The organism is Bradyrhizobium sp. SK17, assembly GCF_002831585.1.
Taxonomy (GTDB): Bacteria; Pseudomonadota; Alphaproteobacteria; order Rhizobiales; family Xanthobacteraceae; genus Bradyrhizobium.
In genome coordinates this window covers 2,953,594-2,967,054 of sequence record NZ_CP025113.1, presented here as the reverse complement: position 1 = coordinate 2,967,054, position 13,461 = coordinate 2,953,594, and the positions used below count along the sequence as shown (strand labels likewise).

12 protein-coding genes are annotated in these 13,461 nt (G+C 65.6%); 4 read left to right on the top strand and 8 right to left on the bottom strand.

From position 1 onward, the window contains the following. Nucleotides 1–48 precede the first annotated feature (48 nt). From CWS35_RS13790 to CWS35_RS13765, 6 genes are all read right to left on the bottom strand, one after another. Complete coding sequence (locus CWS35_RS13790; protein ID WP_100952216.1) at nt 49–1,677, bottom strand: GMC family oxidoreductase; 1,629 nt, start codon at nt 1,675–1,677, stop codon at nt 49–51. A 177-nt stretch (nt 1,678–1,854) separates the two neighbouring features. Continuing rightward, the gene (locus CWS35_RS13785) at nt 1,855–2,757 is read right to left on the bottom strand and encodes a GntR family transcriptional regulator (protein WP_200894411.1); all 903 of its coding nucleotides are present in this window, start codon (nt 2,755–2,757) and stop codon (nt 1,855–1,857) included. Nucleotides 2,758–2,798: 41 nt separating this feature from the next. Beyond that, nucleotides 2,799–3,128: a 2Fe-2S iron-sulfur cluster-binding protein gene (locus CWS35_RS13780; protein ID WP_043855635.1), complete on the bottom strand. Its 330-nt coding sequence runs from the start codon at nt 3,126–3,128 to the stop codon at nt 2,799–2,801. Between the two features lie 11 nt (nt 3,129–3,139). After that, entirely contained in the window at nt 3,140–3,436 is a 297-nt protein-coding gene (locus tag CWS35_RS13775) for a ferredoxin (RefSeq protein ID WP_100952215.1), read from the bottom strand. Nucleotides 3,437–3,439: 3 nt separating this feature from the next. Next, nucleotides 3,440–3,784 (bottom strand): 2Fe-2S iron-sulfur cluster-binding protein, encoded by a 345-nt coding sequence (locus CWS35_RS13770; RefSeq protein ID WP_024580337.1) that lies wholly within the window; start codon nt 3,782–3,784, stop codon nt 3,440–3,442. Between the two features lie 26 nt (nt 3,785–3,810). Then, nucleotides 3,811–4,578 carry a TenA family transcriptional regulator gene (locus CWS35_RS13765; protein ID WP_024580336.1) on the bottom strand — a complete coding sequence of 256 codons (768 nt, stop codon included), beginning with the start codon at nt 4,576–4,578 and terminating at the stop codon, nt 3,811–3,813. Nucleotides 4,579–4,880: 302 nt separating this feature from the next. Between CWS35_RS13765 and CWS35_RS13760 the strand changes: the two genes are divergently transcribed. The 3 genes from CWS35_RS13760 to CWS35_RS13750 are packed head-to-tail and all read left to right on the top strand — an operon-like array spanning nt 4,881 to nt 8,441. Continuing rightward, the gene (locus tag CWS35_RS13760) at nt 4,881–6,422 is read left to right on the top strand and encodes a hypothetical protein (RefSeq protein WP_100952214.1); all 1,542 of its coding nucleotides are present in this window, start codon (nt 4,881–4,883) and stop codon (nt 6,420–6,422) included. A gap of 15 nt (nt 6,423–6,437) precedes the next feature. Beyond that, complete coding sequence (locus CWS35_RS13755) at nt 6,438–7,931, top strand: aldehyde dehydrogenase family protein (protein WP_210202790.1); 1,494 nt, start codon at nt 6,438–6,440, stop codon at nt 7,929–7,931. A gap of 36 nt (nt 7,932–7,967) precedes the next feature. Continuing rightward, nucleotides 7,968–8,441, top strand: coding sequence for a heme-binding protein (locus tag CWS35_RS13750; protein WP_100952212.1), 474 nt, complete (start codon nt 7,968–7,970; stop codon nt 8,439–8,441). Here the strand turns inward: CWS35_RS13750 and CWS35_RS13745 are convergent. After that, a complete protein-coding gene (locus CWS35_RS13745) occupies nt 8,431–10,035 on the bottom strand; it encodes a bifunctional 3-(3-hydroxy-phenyl)propionate/3-hydroxycinnamic acid hydroxylase (RefSeq protein ID WP_100952211.1) in 1,605 nt (534 codons plus the stop codon). The genes CWS35_RS13750 and CWS35_RS13745 overlap by 11 nt on opposite strands. A 1-nt stretch (nt 10,036) precedes the next feature. Then, nucleotides 10,037–11,032 carry a VOC family protein gene (locus tag CWS35_RS13740; RefSeq protein ID WP_100952210.1) on the bottom strand — a complete coding sequence of 332 codons (996 nt, stop codon included), beginning with the start codon at nt 11,030–11,032 and terminating at the stop codon, nt 10,037–10,039. Between the two features lie 265 nt (nt 11,033–11,297). On the opposite strand from CWS35_RS13740, the gene CWS35_RS13735 reads away from it, so the two are divergent. After that, complete coding sequence (locus CWS35_RS13735) at nt 11,298–13,259, top strand: bifunctional diguanylate cyclase/phosphodiesterase (protein WP_100952209.1); 1,962 nt, start codon at nt 11,298–11,300, stop codon at nt 13,257–13,259. The last annotated feature ends 202 nt before the right edge of the window (nt 13,260–13,461 follow it).

Genomic DNA, 13,461 nt, shown 5'->3' with positions numbered 1-13,461 from the left:
AAGACGAAGCCGGCGGCGGCCCGTCGGACCACCGCTTCGCCGACCAGACTACCGCGCATCCTCCAGGATCATGTCCGAGGCCTTTTCCGCGATCATGATCGTCGGCGCGTTGGTATTGCCCGACATCAGGTCCGGCATCACGGACGCATCGACCACGCGCAATCCGTCGACACCACGCACCTTGAGCCTGTTGTCGACGACCGCGAGCGGATCGTTGCCCATCCGGCAGGTCGAGGTCGGATGATAGACCGTGCTGCCGGTGCGGCGGCAGAAATCCAGCAGGTCGTCGTCGCTGACCACCTTGGCGCCGGGATCGACCTCTCCGACCGAATAGGACTTCAGCGCCGGCGCCGCCAGGATCTTGCGCAGGATGCGGATGCCGTCGATGAAGGCGCGGCGATCGGTTTCGGTCGCGAGATAGTTGATGCGGATTTCCGGCGGCACGCTCGGATCCGCGCTCCTGATCTTCAGCGAGCCGCGGCTCTCCGGGCGCAGCTGGCAGACCGAGGCGGTGAAGCCCGAGAACGGATGCAGCTTCTCGCCCATCTTGTCGGTCGAGAACGGCAGGAAATGGATCTGGATGTCGGGTGACGCCAGCCGCGGGCTGGTCTTGAAGAACGCACCCGACGTGCCGGCCGCGATGGTCAATGGCCCCTTGCGCAGCGCCGCGTAGCGCAGCCCGGCCATGACGCGGCGCACCGGATTGTTGACGACATCGTTCAGCGTCACGTTCTGCGCGCAGCGCGTGACGATGCGCACCTGCATGTGATCCTGCAAATCGTTGCCGACGCCTTGCGCATCGAGCACGATGTCGATGCCGTGCTGCTTCAGCAGGTCGGCCGGGCCGACGCCGGAGAGCTGGAGCAATTGCGGCGAATTATACGCGCCGCTCGACACCAGCACCTCCTTGCGCGCCTTGGCGGTGCGCAACTGCCCGTTCTGCCTGTAGGCAACGCCGCTCGCGCGCTTGCCGTCGAACAGGATGCGCTGCGCCAGCGCCGAGGTTTCGACATGCAGATTGCCGCGGGTCAGCGCCGGCCGCAGATAGGACCGCGCCGTCGAGGCACGCCGGCCGCGCCGCGTCGTGGTCTGGAAGAAGCCCGCACCCTCCTGGGTCGCGCCGTTGAAATCCGGATTGGTCGGAATGCCGACCTCGGCCGCGGCATGCACGAAGGCTTCCGACAGCGGATCGTGATGCCGCCAGTCCGACACCGGCAGCGGGCCGCCGGCGCCGTGATATTTGTTGCCGCCGCGCTGCTGATCCTCCGCCTTGCGGAAATAGGGCAACACGTCGTCATAGCCCCAGCCGGCATTGCCGCGCTGGCGCCAGCGATCGTAGTCCTCGTGCTGGCCGCGCACATAGAGCAGTCCGTTGATCGAGCTGGAGCCGCCGAGCACCTTGCCGCGCGGCTGGAACACCTGCCGTCCGTTCAGCCCGGGCTCAGGCTCGGTCTGGTACATCCAGTTGACGGATTTTTCCTTGAACAGCTTGCCGTAGCCGAGCGGGACGTGGATCCAGATATTGGTGTCCTTCGGCCCGGCCTCGAGCAGCAGCACCGAGTGCTTGCCGTCGGCGCTCAGGCGGTTGGCGAGCACGCAACCGGCCGAGCCGGCGCCGACGATGACATAGTCGAACTCGGCGACGTCGTTCGGCGACGCGCCATGATTGTTGTTCATTGGTTTCCCCCGGCCAATCGGCGCGGCCGGCAGAGTTGCGCCCCTGCCAAGCATTGGGAAAAGACGTAGCGAGCGTGGCAGATGCGGTCAAGAAAGATAGCTGACGTTCCCGAACGGTACCACCGGACCTTCGATTGTCGGACCGGCAGCCGCGAACGCAGCAACGCGACGGTCGCGTCAGCTGCCGGCCTTTGTTCGACGCGAGCCGGCGCGTTGCTGGCTTCGGCGTGCCGGCTTGGCCGGAGTGGCCCGGTCCGCGCCGGCGGCGGGCGGCGCGCCGTATTTCGCCGACACCGCCTCCAGCGAAGCGTCCTCGTCGGGCACATGCAGGCTGGAGAGAAAATCCGCACCGGCGCGCATCACATGCTCCGCGGCAAGCGTGGCCGCGGCGCGCTCGTCGCCGGCGATGATCGCACGCAGGATCGCGGCGTGCTCGTCCCAGGTGCGGGCCTGGCGCACCGGATCGGTCGGCGAGAACAGCATCGCAGTGCGTTCGCGCAACCGCTTCAGCAGATCGGCCAGCACGCGATTGCGGCCGGCCGCGGCCAGCTCGTGGTGGAACTGCTGGTTGAGGTCGGACAATAGATCGTAGTGCCGGGCCGCAACCGCTTCGTTGCCCTGCTTCAGCACCGCGGCAATCCGCTTGATGATGCTCTCTTCGCGGCGACGCGCCGCAAGACGTGCATTCTGCCCCTCGAGCAGGGCGCGGACCTCGATGGTCTCGCGGGCCTCCTCATCGCTCATCGTGATGACCGAGGCGCCGCGGCGTGCGGTCACCTCGACCAGCCCCTCCGACTCCAGCACCCGGATCGCCTCGCGCACCGGATTGCGGGAGACCCCGAGCTCTTCGGCAAGCCGGCCTTCCACCAGCCGCTCGCCAGGCTTGAGCCGCCGGCTCAGGATCGCCTGGCGCAACTCCTGGATCACCTTGCCATGCAGGGAAAGGTAATCGTCGCCAAGGCGTTTGGAATTTCCGAGACTGCCTGCCATGAGGTGACCTGTCCGGCCCCGCTTCATTCGTTTGATGGACCACGTGACGAGGTCCAACGAGCTGCCAGACTCCCGGCCGAACGGCGGCAAATCGGTATTTAGACCGCCGGCTGCGTGCCATCAAGCCGCGCTCATTCGCCGTCAACAGCTACCGGCCGCGCCGGCGGCACGGCGCTTCGCGGCGTCCACGATACGCTGACGCTGCCGTTGAGAAAGGTCTGGCACGCCATCCGGTAGCCCGCCGCGAACTGCTCTTCGGTGAGGTGCTTGCGCTCCTTCGGCTTGATCGCATCGGTGTTCTCGATGCCGCTCTCGATCAGGCACTTGCAGGTTCCGCAGAGGCCGCCGCCGCATTTGAACGGAATGCCGCCCTGCTCGCGCAGCGAGACGCGCAGCAGGTTGCTGTTCTCCGGCGCGGTCACGGTTTTCCCACCATTGGTCAGAAACGTGACTTCGATCATCGCAATATCCGTCAGAGCTTGCGCAGCTTGGTGTCCATGTGGCCGAAGGTGATGAGATGCTCGAGCTCGCTCAGCGCCCGTTCCGGGGTTTCGAACTTCTCGAGAAACTTCGAGGGCACCTCGTTCACGATCGGCGGCGACCAGGCCTCGTCGACGACCTTGACCTTGGTCTCCTTGATCAGCTCGGCGATCACGAATGTCGCCTTCCTGGTGCCGTAGAACAAATAGTCGTAGGCCGCGAGCGGCCGCAGCCCCTCAACGATCTCGGTGCGAAACTGTCCCGGCTTGCTCGTCAGTATCACATACATCGGTCACGGCCTCCCAACCGCTGCGCCGGCCGGCGCGACGACGTCGGCGAGCGGCATGGCCTCTTGCGATAGTTCAACGTCGTGCGTGAGCCAGAGCTGGCAGGCGAGACGGTAGCCTTGCTCGATCCTGGCGCCGAGACGCTTCTTCTCTTTCCAGTTCGGCTCCGGCAGATGCTCGCCGCCCGCGATGATCCGCGACGCGCATTTCCCGCACTTCCCCATGCCGCAGCCATAGAGGAAGTTCGGATAGGGAAACTGGCGGATGCCCGCACGCACGACGAGATTGGTGTTCTCCTTGACCTCGCCGGTGAAGGTCTCGCCGTTGCGGTGAAAAACCACCTTGGGCATCGCGCCGTTCTCCGTTCCCTGACCGGTCAGGCCTGCAACAGCACGCGCTCCTCGGCAGTGACCCCGGTGGCGAGATCGAGCTCGGCCAGCGGAATCTCGCCCGCGACGTAGTCGTGATACAGCGCCGTGGTGTAGAGCAGCCGCATCTGCGCGCCGATCTCGCAAATCTTCAGGCAACGCTGCTGCAATTCGACCGTGTCGGCGTGCTCCAGCACGATCTGGTAGCCGCGTTCGCCGTGGATCTCGTCGGAGACGATGTGGAGATCGAAGAACTCGACCTCCTCGTCGGTGAACTTGTACTTCTCACGCAAGGTCGGGGTCTGCTTGCGGTAGATCGACGGCACCTGCGATTCCAGGCCGACCACGAGGCCCGCGACCGCGACGATCGGATCCTCGCGCATCGCGACCGAATAGCACCAGCTCTGCAAGCCCCGGGTGGTCGGGGTCATGTTGTCGGGGTCCTTGACCCGCGCCGCGGTCGTACCGCAGGCCTCGGCGAAGCGGATCAAAAGATCGGTGTGACGATCGCCGCCGATCTCCTCCTCATACATGTTGGCAAGCAGGAAGTCCTTGGCCTCCTGATACTGCTCCGGCATCCGCGCGTAGATGTAGCCGAGATAGTCGGCGAACGGACCGACATAGTGGTAGTGGTTCTCGGCCCAGCGCGCGAGATGCGCACGGCTCAGCTTGCCGCTGGCCCAGGCCACGCTGAACGGAGCCTTGTTGGCGCTCTTTCCCTTGATGGCGTTCTCGAGGGCGGTTCGAAATTCCACATGATCCATCAGCTTCTGCATCGTTGCGCTCCTGTGCCGTGAAGAACTGCCGTCCGGGCGTCGGGCCGCCGGTCGCGGCGACGTCTTTGATGTATATTGTATACTGTTTTTGGGCGTGTCAACATCAAAGCGCATGGCGCAGACCGCTGGATCACCCTGCCCACGCGCGATGCACGACCGCTCCGATCATAGGCATTTCATGCCTCATAATGCAGTCGGCCGCCCCTTTGCCCGACAAATATCCGAACGTCCGGCCTTCAATTTGGGCTTGTCATTCTTGAATACAGTATACATTGTTGGGCAAACAGGGGGAAGCAATAAGCATGCAGCACGTTCCGATCGTTGCCGCGCATTGGGTCTATCTGCTCGGCGTCGCCGTCATCGTCCTGACCATGATCTGGCGCGCCAACGTCGTGGTGCCGTCGGTGATCGCGACATTCCTGGTCGCACTGGCCTGGACTCACAGTCCGGTCGCAGCGCTTGCCAGCGTGTTCAATGCGAGCTTCACCGCCGCAAAGGAGCTCTTCAACATCTTCCTGGTGATCGCGCTGATGACCGCGCTGCTGAATGCGCTCAAGGTGCTCCGCTCCGACATCCGCATGGTCGAGCCGTTCCGTGCCGTGATGAAGACCGGGCACACCGCCTACTTCGTGCTCGCCGCGATCACCTATGTGATCTCGCTGTTCTTCTGGCCGACGCCTGCGGTGCCGCTGGTCTCCGCGGTGCTGTTGCCGGCGGCGATCGCGGCCGGGCTGCCGCCACTCGGCGGCGCCATCGCCATCGCGATCGCCGGACAAGGCATGGCATTGTCGTCGGATTACGTGATCGGCGTCGCCCCCGGGATCAGCGCCAAGGCGGCCGGCGCCGCGGTCAGCGCCGCGATGGTTGCCGACCGCGCGCTGGTGCTCTCGCTGATCACCGGCGGCGTTGCGCTGACGCTCGCCTATCTCTCGATCCGCAAGTCGATCACCAAGCCCGACGACCGCTTGCTGGAACGCTGGCAGGCGCAGTCGAGCAATGGAGAGCTGGCCCGGCTCGAGCAGGAAGGAACTTTCGACAAGGCCGAGATCGCGCGCGGCACCGCCGAGGGCCAATGCCCGTTCGCAACCCAGGCGCAGATCGACAAGGAACTGGCGAAAGTGCCGACCCGCCGCGAGCGTTGGTCGAAGTTCTTCGCGGTCGCGACCCCGCTCGCCTTTCTCTGCGTGATCGCCGTGATGGTGCTGGCCAAGCTCGGCATCGGTCACGATCTCAAGGGCGGCGACGCCGCGGCATTGGTCGGCGGCGTCGCGGCGATGCTGATGATCTGCGCGTCCTTTGTCACTGACGATCTGCGAAAATTCCTCGACACCAGCGCCGATCACGTCACCGAGGGCTTCGTCTTCGCCTTCAAGGCGATGGGCTCGGTGCTGCCGATCGCGGGCTTCTTCTTTCTCGGCGCCGAACCCGGCCTGTCCTCGCCGATCCTCGGCGTGCCCGCGGCCCAGGCGCCAAGCCTGCTGTTCGAACTGATCCAGACCGCGCAGGCCTGGATACCAGGCAACGAGTTCTTCGTCGCCTTCGGCGTCCTGATCGCCGGCATGATCACCGGCATCGACGGCTCCGGCTTCGCCGGCCTGCCGCTGACCGGCTCGCTGTCGGGCGCGCTGGCACCTTCGGTCGGGCTGGAGCCCGCGACGCTCGCCGCGATCGGCCAGATGGGCGCGGTGTGGACCGGTGGCGGCACGCTCGTGGCATGGTCGTCGCTGATCGCGGTGGCCGGCTTCGCGCGCGTGCCGGTGTTCACGATCGTGCGAACCGCGATGCTTCCGGTGCTGACCGGGCTCGCGGCGTCGACGATCGCAGCGGTTCTGATCTTTCATTGAAGAGGCCTTTTGACGATGACTGAAGCGGCTATGCGCAACACCCACCCCTCCACGCCGACCGAGATCGAGGAGTTCCCCAACCTGATCGCCGGCGAGCGCGTCCGCAGCGCATCGGGAAGGCTGACCGCGAATATCAACCCCGCCGACAATGCCGACATTGTCGGGCGCTTCCAGGAATCCAGCGCCACGGAGGCGCGGGCCGCCGTCGATGCCGCCGCCGCTGCATTCGAAGGCTGGAGGCGGACGCCGATCTCCAAACGCGCCGCCGTCCTGAATCGCGCGGCTGATCACCTCGAGTCGCACGCCGATCGGATTGCGCGCGAGATGACGCGCGAAATGGGCAAGTCGCTCGGCCTCGCCCGCGACGAGGTGGTGCGCTCGGCTCAGACCTTCCGCTTCTACGCGGTCGAAGGGCAGTCGTGGACGGGCGAAGTGTTCCCGAACGACGATGCCGACATGACCGTCTACACGCTGCGCGAGCCGCTCGGTGTCGTTTCGGTCATCACGCCGTGGAATTTTCCGATTTCGATTCCGGCGCGCAAGATCGCGCCGGCCCTCGTCACCGGCAACACCGTGGTGTTCAAGCCCTCATCGGATGCGCCGCTCAGCGGCTACCGGTTGGCGGAAGCGCTGATCGCGGCGGGGCTGCCGAAGGGCGTGCTCAACTTCATCACCGGCAGGGCCGGCGAGATCGGGCCCGCCATCACCGAACCGCCGGTGATCCGGGCGATCTCCTTCACGGGATCGACCACTGCCGGCGAACAGATCTGCAGCGCGGTCGGCTTCATCACCCGCACGCAGATGGAGCTCGGCGGCAAGAACCCGCTGATCGTGATGGACGATGCCGATCTCGACCAGGCCGTCGACCTAGCCATCAAGGGCGGTCTGTCGCTGGCGGGCCAGGCCTGCACCGGCACCAGCCGGGTGCTGGTCATGAAACAGGTGCGGTCCGAATTCACCGCCCGGCTGCTCGCCAGGGTGCAGGCGATCAAGATCGGCAGCGGTCTCACGAGCGGCATGGAGATGGGGCCGCTCGCCACCGCGCGGCAACTCGAGACCGTGCTGCGCTATGTCGCGATCGGCAAGGCGGAGGCGACGCACCTCTACGGCGGCGATCGGCTCACCGGCGCAGGCTTCGATGGCGGGTACTTCGTCTCGCCCGCGATCTTCACCGACGTGACCCAGGAGATGACGATCGCGCGCGAGGAGATCTTCGGTCCCGTGATCGCGATCATCGAGGTCGAGAGCTATGCCGACGCGATCGCCAAGGCCAATGCCAGCGAATACGGCCTGTCGGCTGCGATCGTGACGCGCAACCCGCGCGTGATGCACGATTTCGCCAACGACATCCAGTCCGGCACGGTGAAGATCAACCGCACCACGACCGGCAATCTGATCAACGCGCCGTTCGGCGGCCTGAAGCGATCGAGCACCTCGACATTCCGCGAGTCCGGCCGCACCGGTCTCGAATTCTACACCCAGATCAAGACGGTCTATCGCGGCGTTTGAGCCGCGATCGACACCCCTCAATATCGAAAGAGAACGATGAGACAGACATTCAAACTCGAGCTTGCCGAAGCCCGCCATATGATCGCCGCCGCGATCCGAAAATCGGCCGAGATCGGCGTCACCGAGACGGTCTGCGTGACTGACGATGGTGGTTACCCGCTGGCCCTGGAACGGATGGACGGCGCGCGGGTGACCGGCCCGCAGATCGCCTGGAACAAGGCGTTCACCGCGGCCGGCCACAAGCGTTCGACGCATCTGTTCAATCAGCCGCCGAACGGCCCCGCTTTGCCCGGCAACGAGGCGTTCGGCATCCAGTGGAGCTTCGACGGCAAGTTCGCGGTGTTCGTCGGCGGCTTTCCGATCGTCGTCGACGACGAGGTGGTCGGCGGCATCGGGCTGAGCGGCGGCAATGGCGAGCAGGACACCCAATGCGGCCTCGCTGCGCTGTTGGCCTTGCAGGAGCTATTGCGCGGCCATCGCGTCCTGGTCGCAGCCGACATCAAGAAATGACGGGCGACTTTCTTGCGCCGAGCGCGCCGATCAATCGCTCGACCAGCATGTTGAGCTGTTCGGCGCTGCACGCGGCGCCGAACACGTAGCGATCAGGCCGCACGATGGCCGCCGCTACGCCGTGCTGCCGCATCCAGTCGGCAAACAGCCGGTCGCGCTCGACCACGCTCAGAATGCCGTTGGCGTCGCAGCTCTCACCCGACGCGGTGATGACGACGCGTTCGCCGGACAGGCGCTGCCAGCCGGCGCGTGATGTTTCCGACAGCCACGCCATCTGCTGTGCGGCCAGCGTCACGATCGCAAACTCCGGCTTCAACAGGTCGTCGAGCCGGCACATCCGTCCGTCGGGGGCGCGCACATGCGGCTGCACGAACAGCCGCCCGGCAAGTTCAGCGCCGGGCGCGATGAGGCCGGACTCGAGGTCCGGGATGAATTTCTGCCTGATGGTCTCGGCCTTGCCAGCCTTCAACTCGGCGCGCAGCCGCAGGTCGCGTTCGGCGGCGGCCAGTGGATCGAGCTCGCCGATGATCTTGCCGAACTCCTTGGCGCTGGCGACGACGGCGCGAACGTGCGGCTTGCGCTCGATCTCGTAACTGTCGAGCAGCGCCGCGTCGGCGTTGCCGCGCAGCACCAGGCGGAGCTTCCAGGCCAGATTGACGGCATCGCGGATGCCGGCGCAGAGGCCCTGCCCGAGGAACGGCGGCGTCTGGTGCACGGCGTCGCCCATCAGCAGCACCCGGCGATCGCGCCAGCGCTGCCCGAGCAGGGCATGGAAGCGATAGACCGCCGAGCGCCAGATCGTGAGATCGGAGATATCGGTGAAGCCCTTGAGCAGGCGGACAACATTGTCAGGCGCGCCAGCGGCCTCCGGATCCTCGCCGGGCAGCAGCTTGATCTCCCAGCGTCGCAAGTTTCGCGGCCCCGGCACGAAGGTGCCCGGACGCGACGGCCAGCAATACTGAAAACTCTTGGCCGGCCGCTTGGCGGGATCGCTGGTCAGCGTGTCCACCACCATCCAGCATTCATCGAAGGCGAGATCGTCCAGGCCGATGCCGAGCCGCTTGCGGACAAAGCTGTTGGCGCCGTCGCAGCCGACCAGATAGCGCGCGCGGATCACGAACTCCGCGCCGGACTCGCGCCGCGCGGTCAGGGTCACCGCGCCGTCGTCCTGCTGCAACGACACGCCGGCGGCCGCGAGGAAAATGTCGACATGCGGATCGTCCGCGAGCTGGTCGCGCAGCGCCTGCTCGAGCTCCGGCTGCACGAAGGTGACATTCGGAATCCAGCCGAGCGGGAACGGCGGCGGCATCGGGTCGAAGATCTTGATGATCTCGCCGTCGACGCCGAGATAGTGCGAGCCATTATGCGGGGCGATCGCCTGCTCCATGAAATCGCCGAGCCCGATCGCCTGCAACACCCGCAGCGCCTCGTGGTCGAGCGTGATCGCGCGCGGCTTGTCGTAGATCTCGGCGACACGCTCGACGACAGCGACGCTCAGTCCGGCTTTCGCGAGCAGATTGGCGAAGATGGCGCCGACCGGCCCGAGGCCGACGATCGCCGCGTCATAAAGGGAGTTCGCGACCGGCATCGACATGCTACTTCGCGAGGTAACTCTCGAGCGTCAACGGCTTCGGCTTCACCTGCGGCTCGCGGATCGCGACATCGGCGAACGGCGTCGCCTCCTCGAACCAGGCCTGCCGCGCCGGGAGCCCCCAGGGAAACGAGATCTTGTGGTCGGACGGGTCCCAGCCGATCGGCTCGTTCTCGATGTCCATGATCTGGTAATGCGTGTTGAACAGCTCGACGCGGTGCCCGTCGGGGTCGCGCATGTAGACATACATCGCGTGTCCCGGCCCGTGCCGCCCCGGGCCGCGTTCGACGGCGGCGCCATAGCCGAGCTCGCCGGCGATGTCGCAGGCGTTGAGCAGATGATGCACCTCGGGCGCCAGGAACGCGAAATGATGCAGCCGCGGTCCGGCACCGTTGAAGAACACGATGTCGTGCGGATTGCCCTTGCGCTGCAAGAACACGCCGCGCAGATCGAACGTGCCCGCGGGGGCGATATATTCGCTGAGCCGAAAACCCGCCGCGGTGTAGAACTCGCAGGCCTTGCGCACCTCAGGCGTCAGCACCTGGTAATGGTCGAGCCGCAGCGCCGAGCCGCCGCCATGGCGGGTGAATTGGGTGATCATGCGCGGCTCGATCGGCATGGTCGCGCAGAACTCCAGCGGCGTGCCGGCCGGATCGGTCGCATGCAGCGTGCGGCCCTGATGCGGCACCTCGGCCCAGGCGACGCGGCAGCCATGCGCCTCGAAAAAGCCCTTGAGCCGGTCGAGGTCATCCTCCTGGAACACCCGCAGGCCGAGCCGCGCGCAGGCGGCGCCGCCACCCTTGCGCAACACAAGGCTGTGATGGCAGGCCTCCTCGACGCCGCGGAAATAGAGCGCATCGCTCTCCTCCGCGGTGAGGATCAACCCGATCACCTTTTCGTAGAACCGCCGGCTGGCGGCGAGATCGCGGACGGTCAGGACGACGTGGCTGGCCCGCGTGATACGAAACCCGGGATCGTGGTTCGTGGTCGGGAGGCTCATGCGCACCTTCTGATTTGCCGTCGCCGGAACTCAACTCATTGCGAAAAACCGGCGGCCGATCAAGCCGCGCGGCGTTGGGCAATCCCTGCCGGTCCGTGACCTCGCGTCACGCATTTGTATCGATTTGTTAGCAATGCCCGCCAGTGGAACCGATCCGCTCCCCCAGCGCGGCTTGGTTCATCCCAAGAATTCATAGTTTGTCAAAGGTTTGCAGAGAATTCTTCGGCACTGCGTCATGGCCAGACCACGCAGGCAATGTAGTGAGATGCGTAGCGATCTCAGATCATATTTCGCGGCCTTGTTCGCGGGAGACCTTGCGGCGTTCGGCGCACCACCGACGGATGAAGCGCTTGCCGGCCACATCCGCGCCGAGCAGATCTCGCTCGTGCTCGGCTATTCCTTCGGCATCATGCTCGCCAATGCCTGCAACGCGATGGTGCTCGCGGTCGCACTCTGGCTATCGCCCGATTGGGTCTTCGCGCTGATATGGGCCGCCGCCGTGAGCTGCGGCGCACTGCTCTTCGGCTTGCAGGCGCGCGCAGCACGCCGCATCGCCAAGCCGCAATTCGTCTCGCGCCGGACCATGTACCGGCTGGTGCGCAACGCGCTGGCGCTCGGCGCTGCCTGGGGCGTCGTCCCGGTCGCCTTCTTCGCGAACGCATCGAGCGGCGGGCAATTGGTGATCACCTGCCTGTGCGCCGGGATGCTGGCGGGTGGCGCCTTCGCCTTCTCGACCATTCCGGTCGCCGCGATCGCCTTCACCGGGCCGATCTTCGCCGGCATCGCGATCTGCCTCGGCCGCGACGGCGACTTCGTCTATCTGCTGTTGGCCGTGCTGGTCGTGGTCTACGGCTCCGTGCTGCTGCGCGGCGTCTTCGTCAACGCGTTCGAGTTCAGGCGGCGGATCATCGCCCAGCATGAGGCCGAACGAACGGTGCGGCAGGATCCGCTGACGCATCTGCCGAACCGCGTCGCCTTCAACGAGGCGCTCAACGGCGCGCTCGGCCGGCTGGCACGCTCGGGCGAGGAATTCGCGGTGCTGCTGCTCGACCTCGACCGCTTCAAGGAGGTCAACGACAGGTTCGGTCATCCGGCCGGTGACGAATTCCTGGTGCAGGTTGCGGCCCGGTTGCAGCGCTGCACGCGCGCGGCCGAGCATGTCGCGCGGATCGGCGGCGACGAGTTCGCGCTGATCATGTCCAATCTGACGCGGCCGGAGGATGCGCTCGCGATCGCGGAGCAGTTCGTCGCGGCCATTGCCGATCCGTTCCCGATCGACGGTTTCGAGATATCAAGCGCCATCAGCATCGGCATCGTGCTCGCACCCCGTGACGGCAGCACGTCCCACGATCTGCTCAAGCACGCCGACATCGCGCTCTATCGGGCGAAGAAATCCGGTCCGGGTCCCATCTGCTTCTTCGAGGCGAGCGACGACCAGGCCGCGCGCGACCGCCGCGCCTTGCAACGGGATCTGGAACACGCCATCGAGGCCGACCAGCTGTTTCTGGTCTACCAGCCGTTCCTCGACATCCGCAAAGGCCGTGTCACCGGCTTCGAGGCATTGTTGCGCTGGCAGCATCCGGTGCGCGGCCTGATCCCGCCGAGTGTCTTCATTCCGATCGCCGAGGAGAGCGGGCTGATCCACCAGCTCGGCGAGTGGGTGATCCGCAACGCCTGCGCGATGCTGGCGCGCTGGCCGCAGGACATCAGGATCGCGGTCAATTTCTCCGCGGTCCAGTTCCAGAACGTCGGCATCCTGCAGACCATCGTCGACGCGCTCGCCGCGGCGAACGTCGCCCCGAACAGGCTCGAGGTCGAGATCACCGAATCGATGCTGATCTCGAAATATGGATCGGCGCCCGCGATCCTGAACGCGCTGCTCGAGCTCGGCGTGACGGTCGCGCTCGACGACTTCGGCACCGGCTTCTCTTCGCTGACCTATCTGCGCAAGCTGCCGTTCAGCCGCATCAAGATCGATCAATCCTTCATCCGGGACATGCTGACCCAGCCGGACTGCGCCGCGATCGTCAAATCGGTGATTTCTCTCGCGCAGGATTTGCAGATCGGCGTCGTCGCCGAAGGCGTCGAGACCGCGGATCAGCTCGAATATCTGCGCCAGACCAGTTGCGACGAGGTGCAGGGCTATCTGATCGGCCGCCCGATGTCGGGCGGCGAGATTTCCGCCCTGCTCGATCACAATCCGCGGCGGTCGGTGCACGCGGCGTAAAGCGGGATAAGTTTTGGTTGATCGGCTTGCCGCGGTCTCGATACACCTCTCCTCGTTGGGGAGAGGTCGGATTGCGAAGCAATCCGGGTGAGGGCTCTTGCCCTATCGATAGAGCGTATCCCCTCACCCGATTTGCTGCGCAAATCGACCTCTCCCAAGGGAGAGGTGAACTCTCGACGCCGTTCGACCTCAACCTGATCTC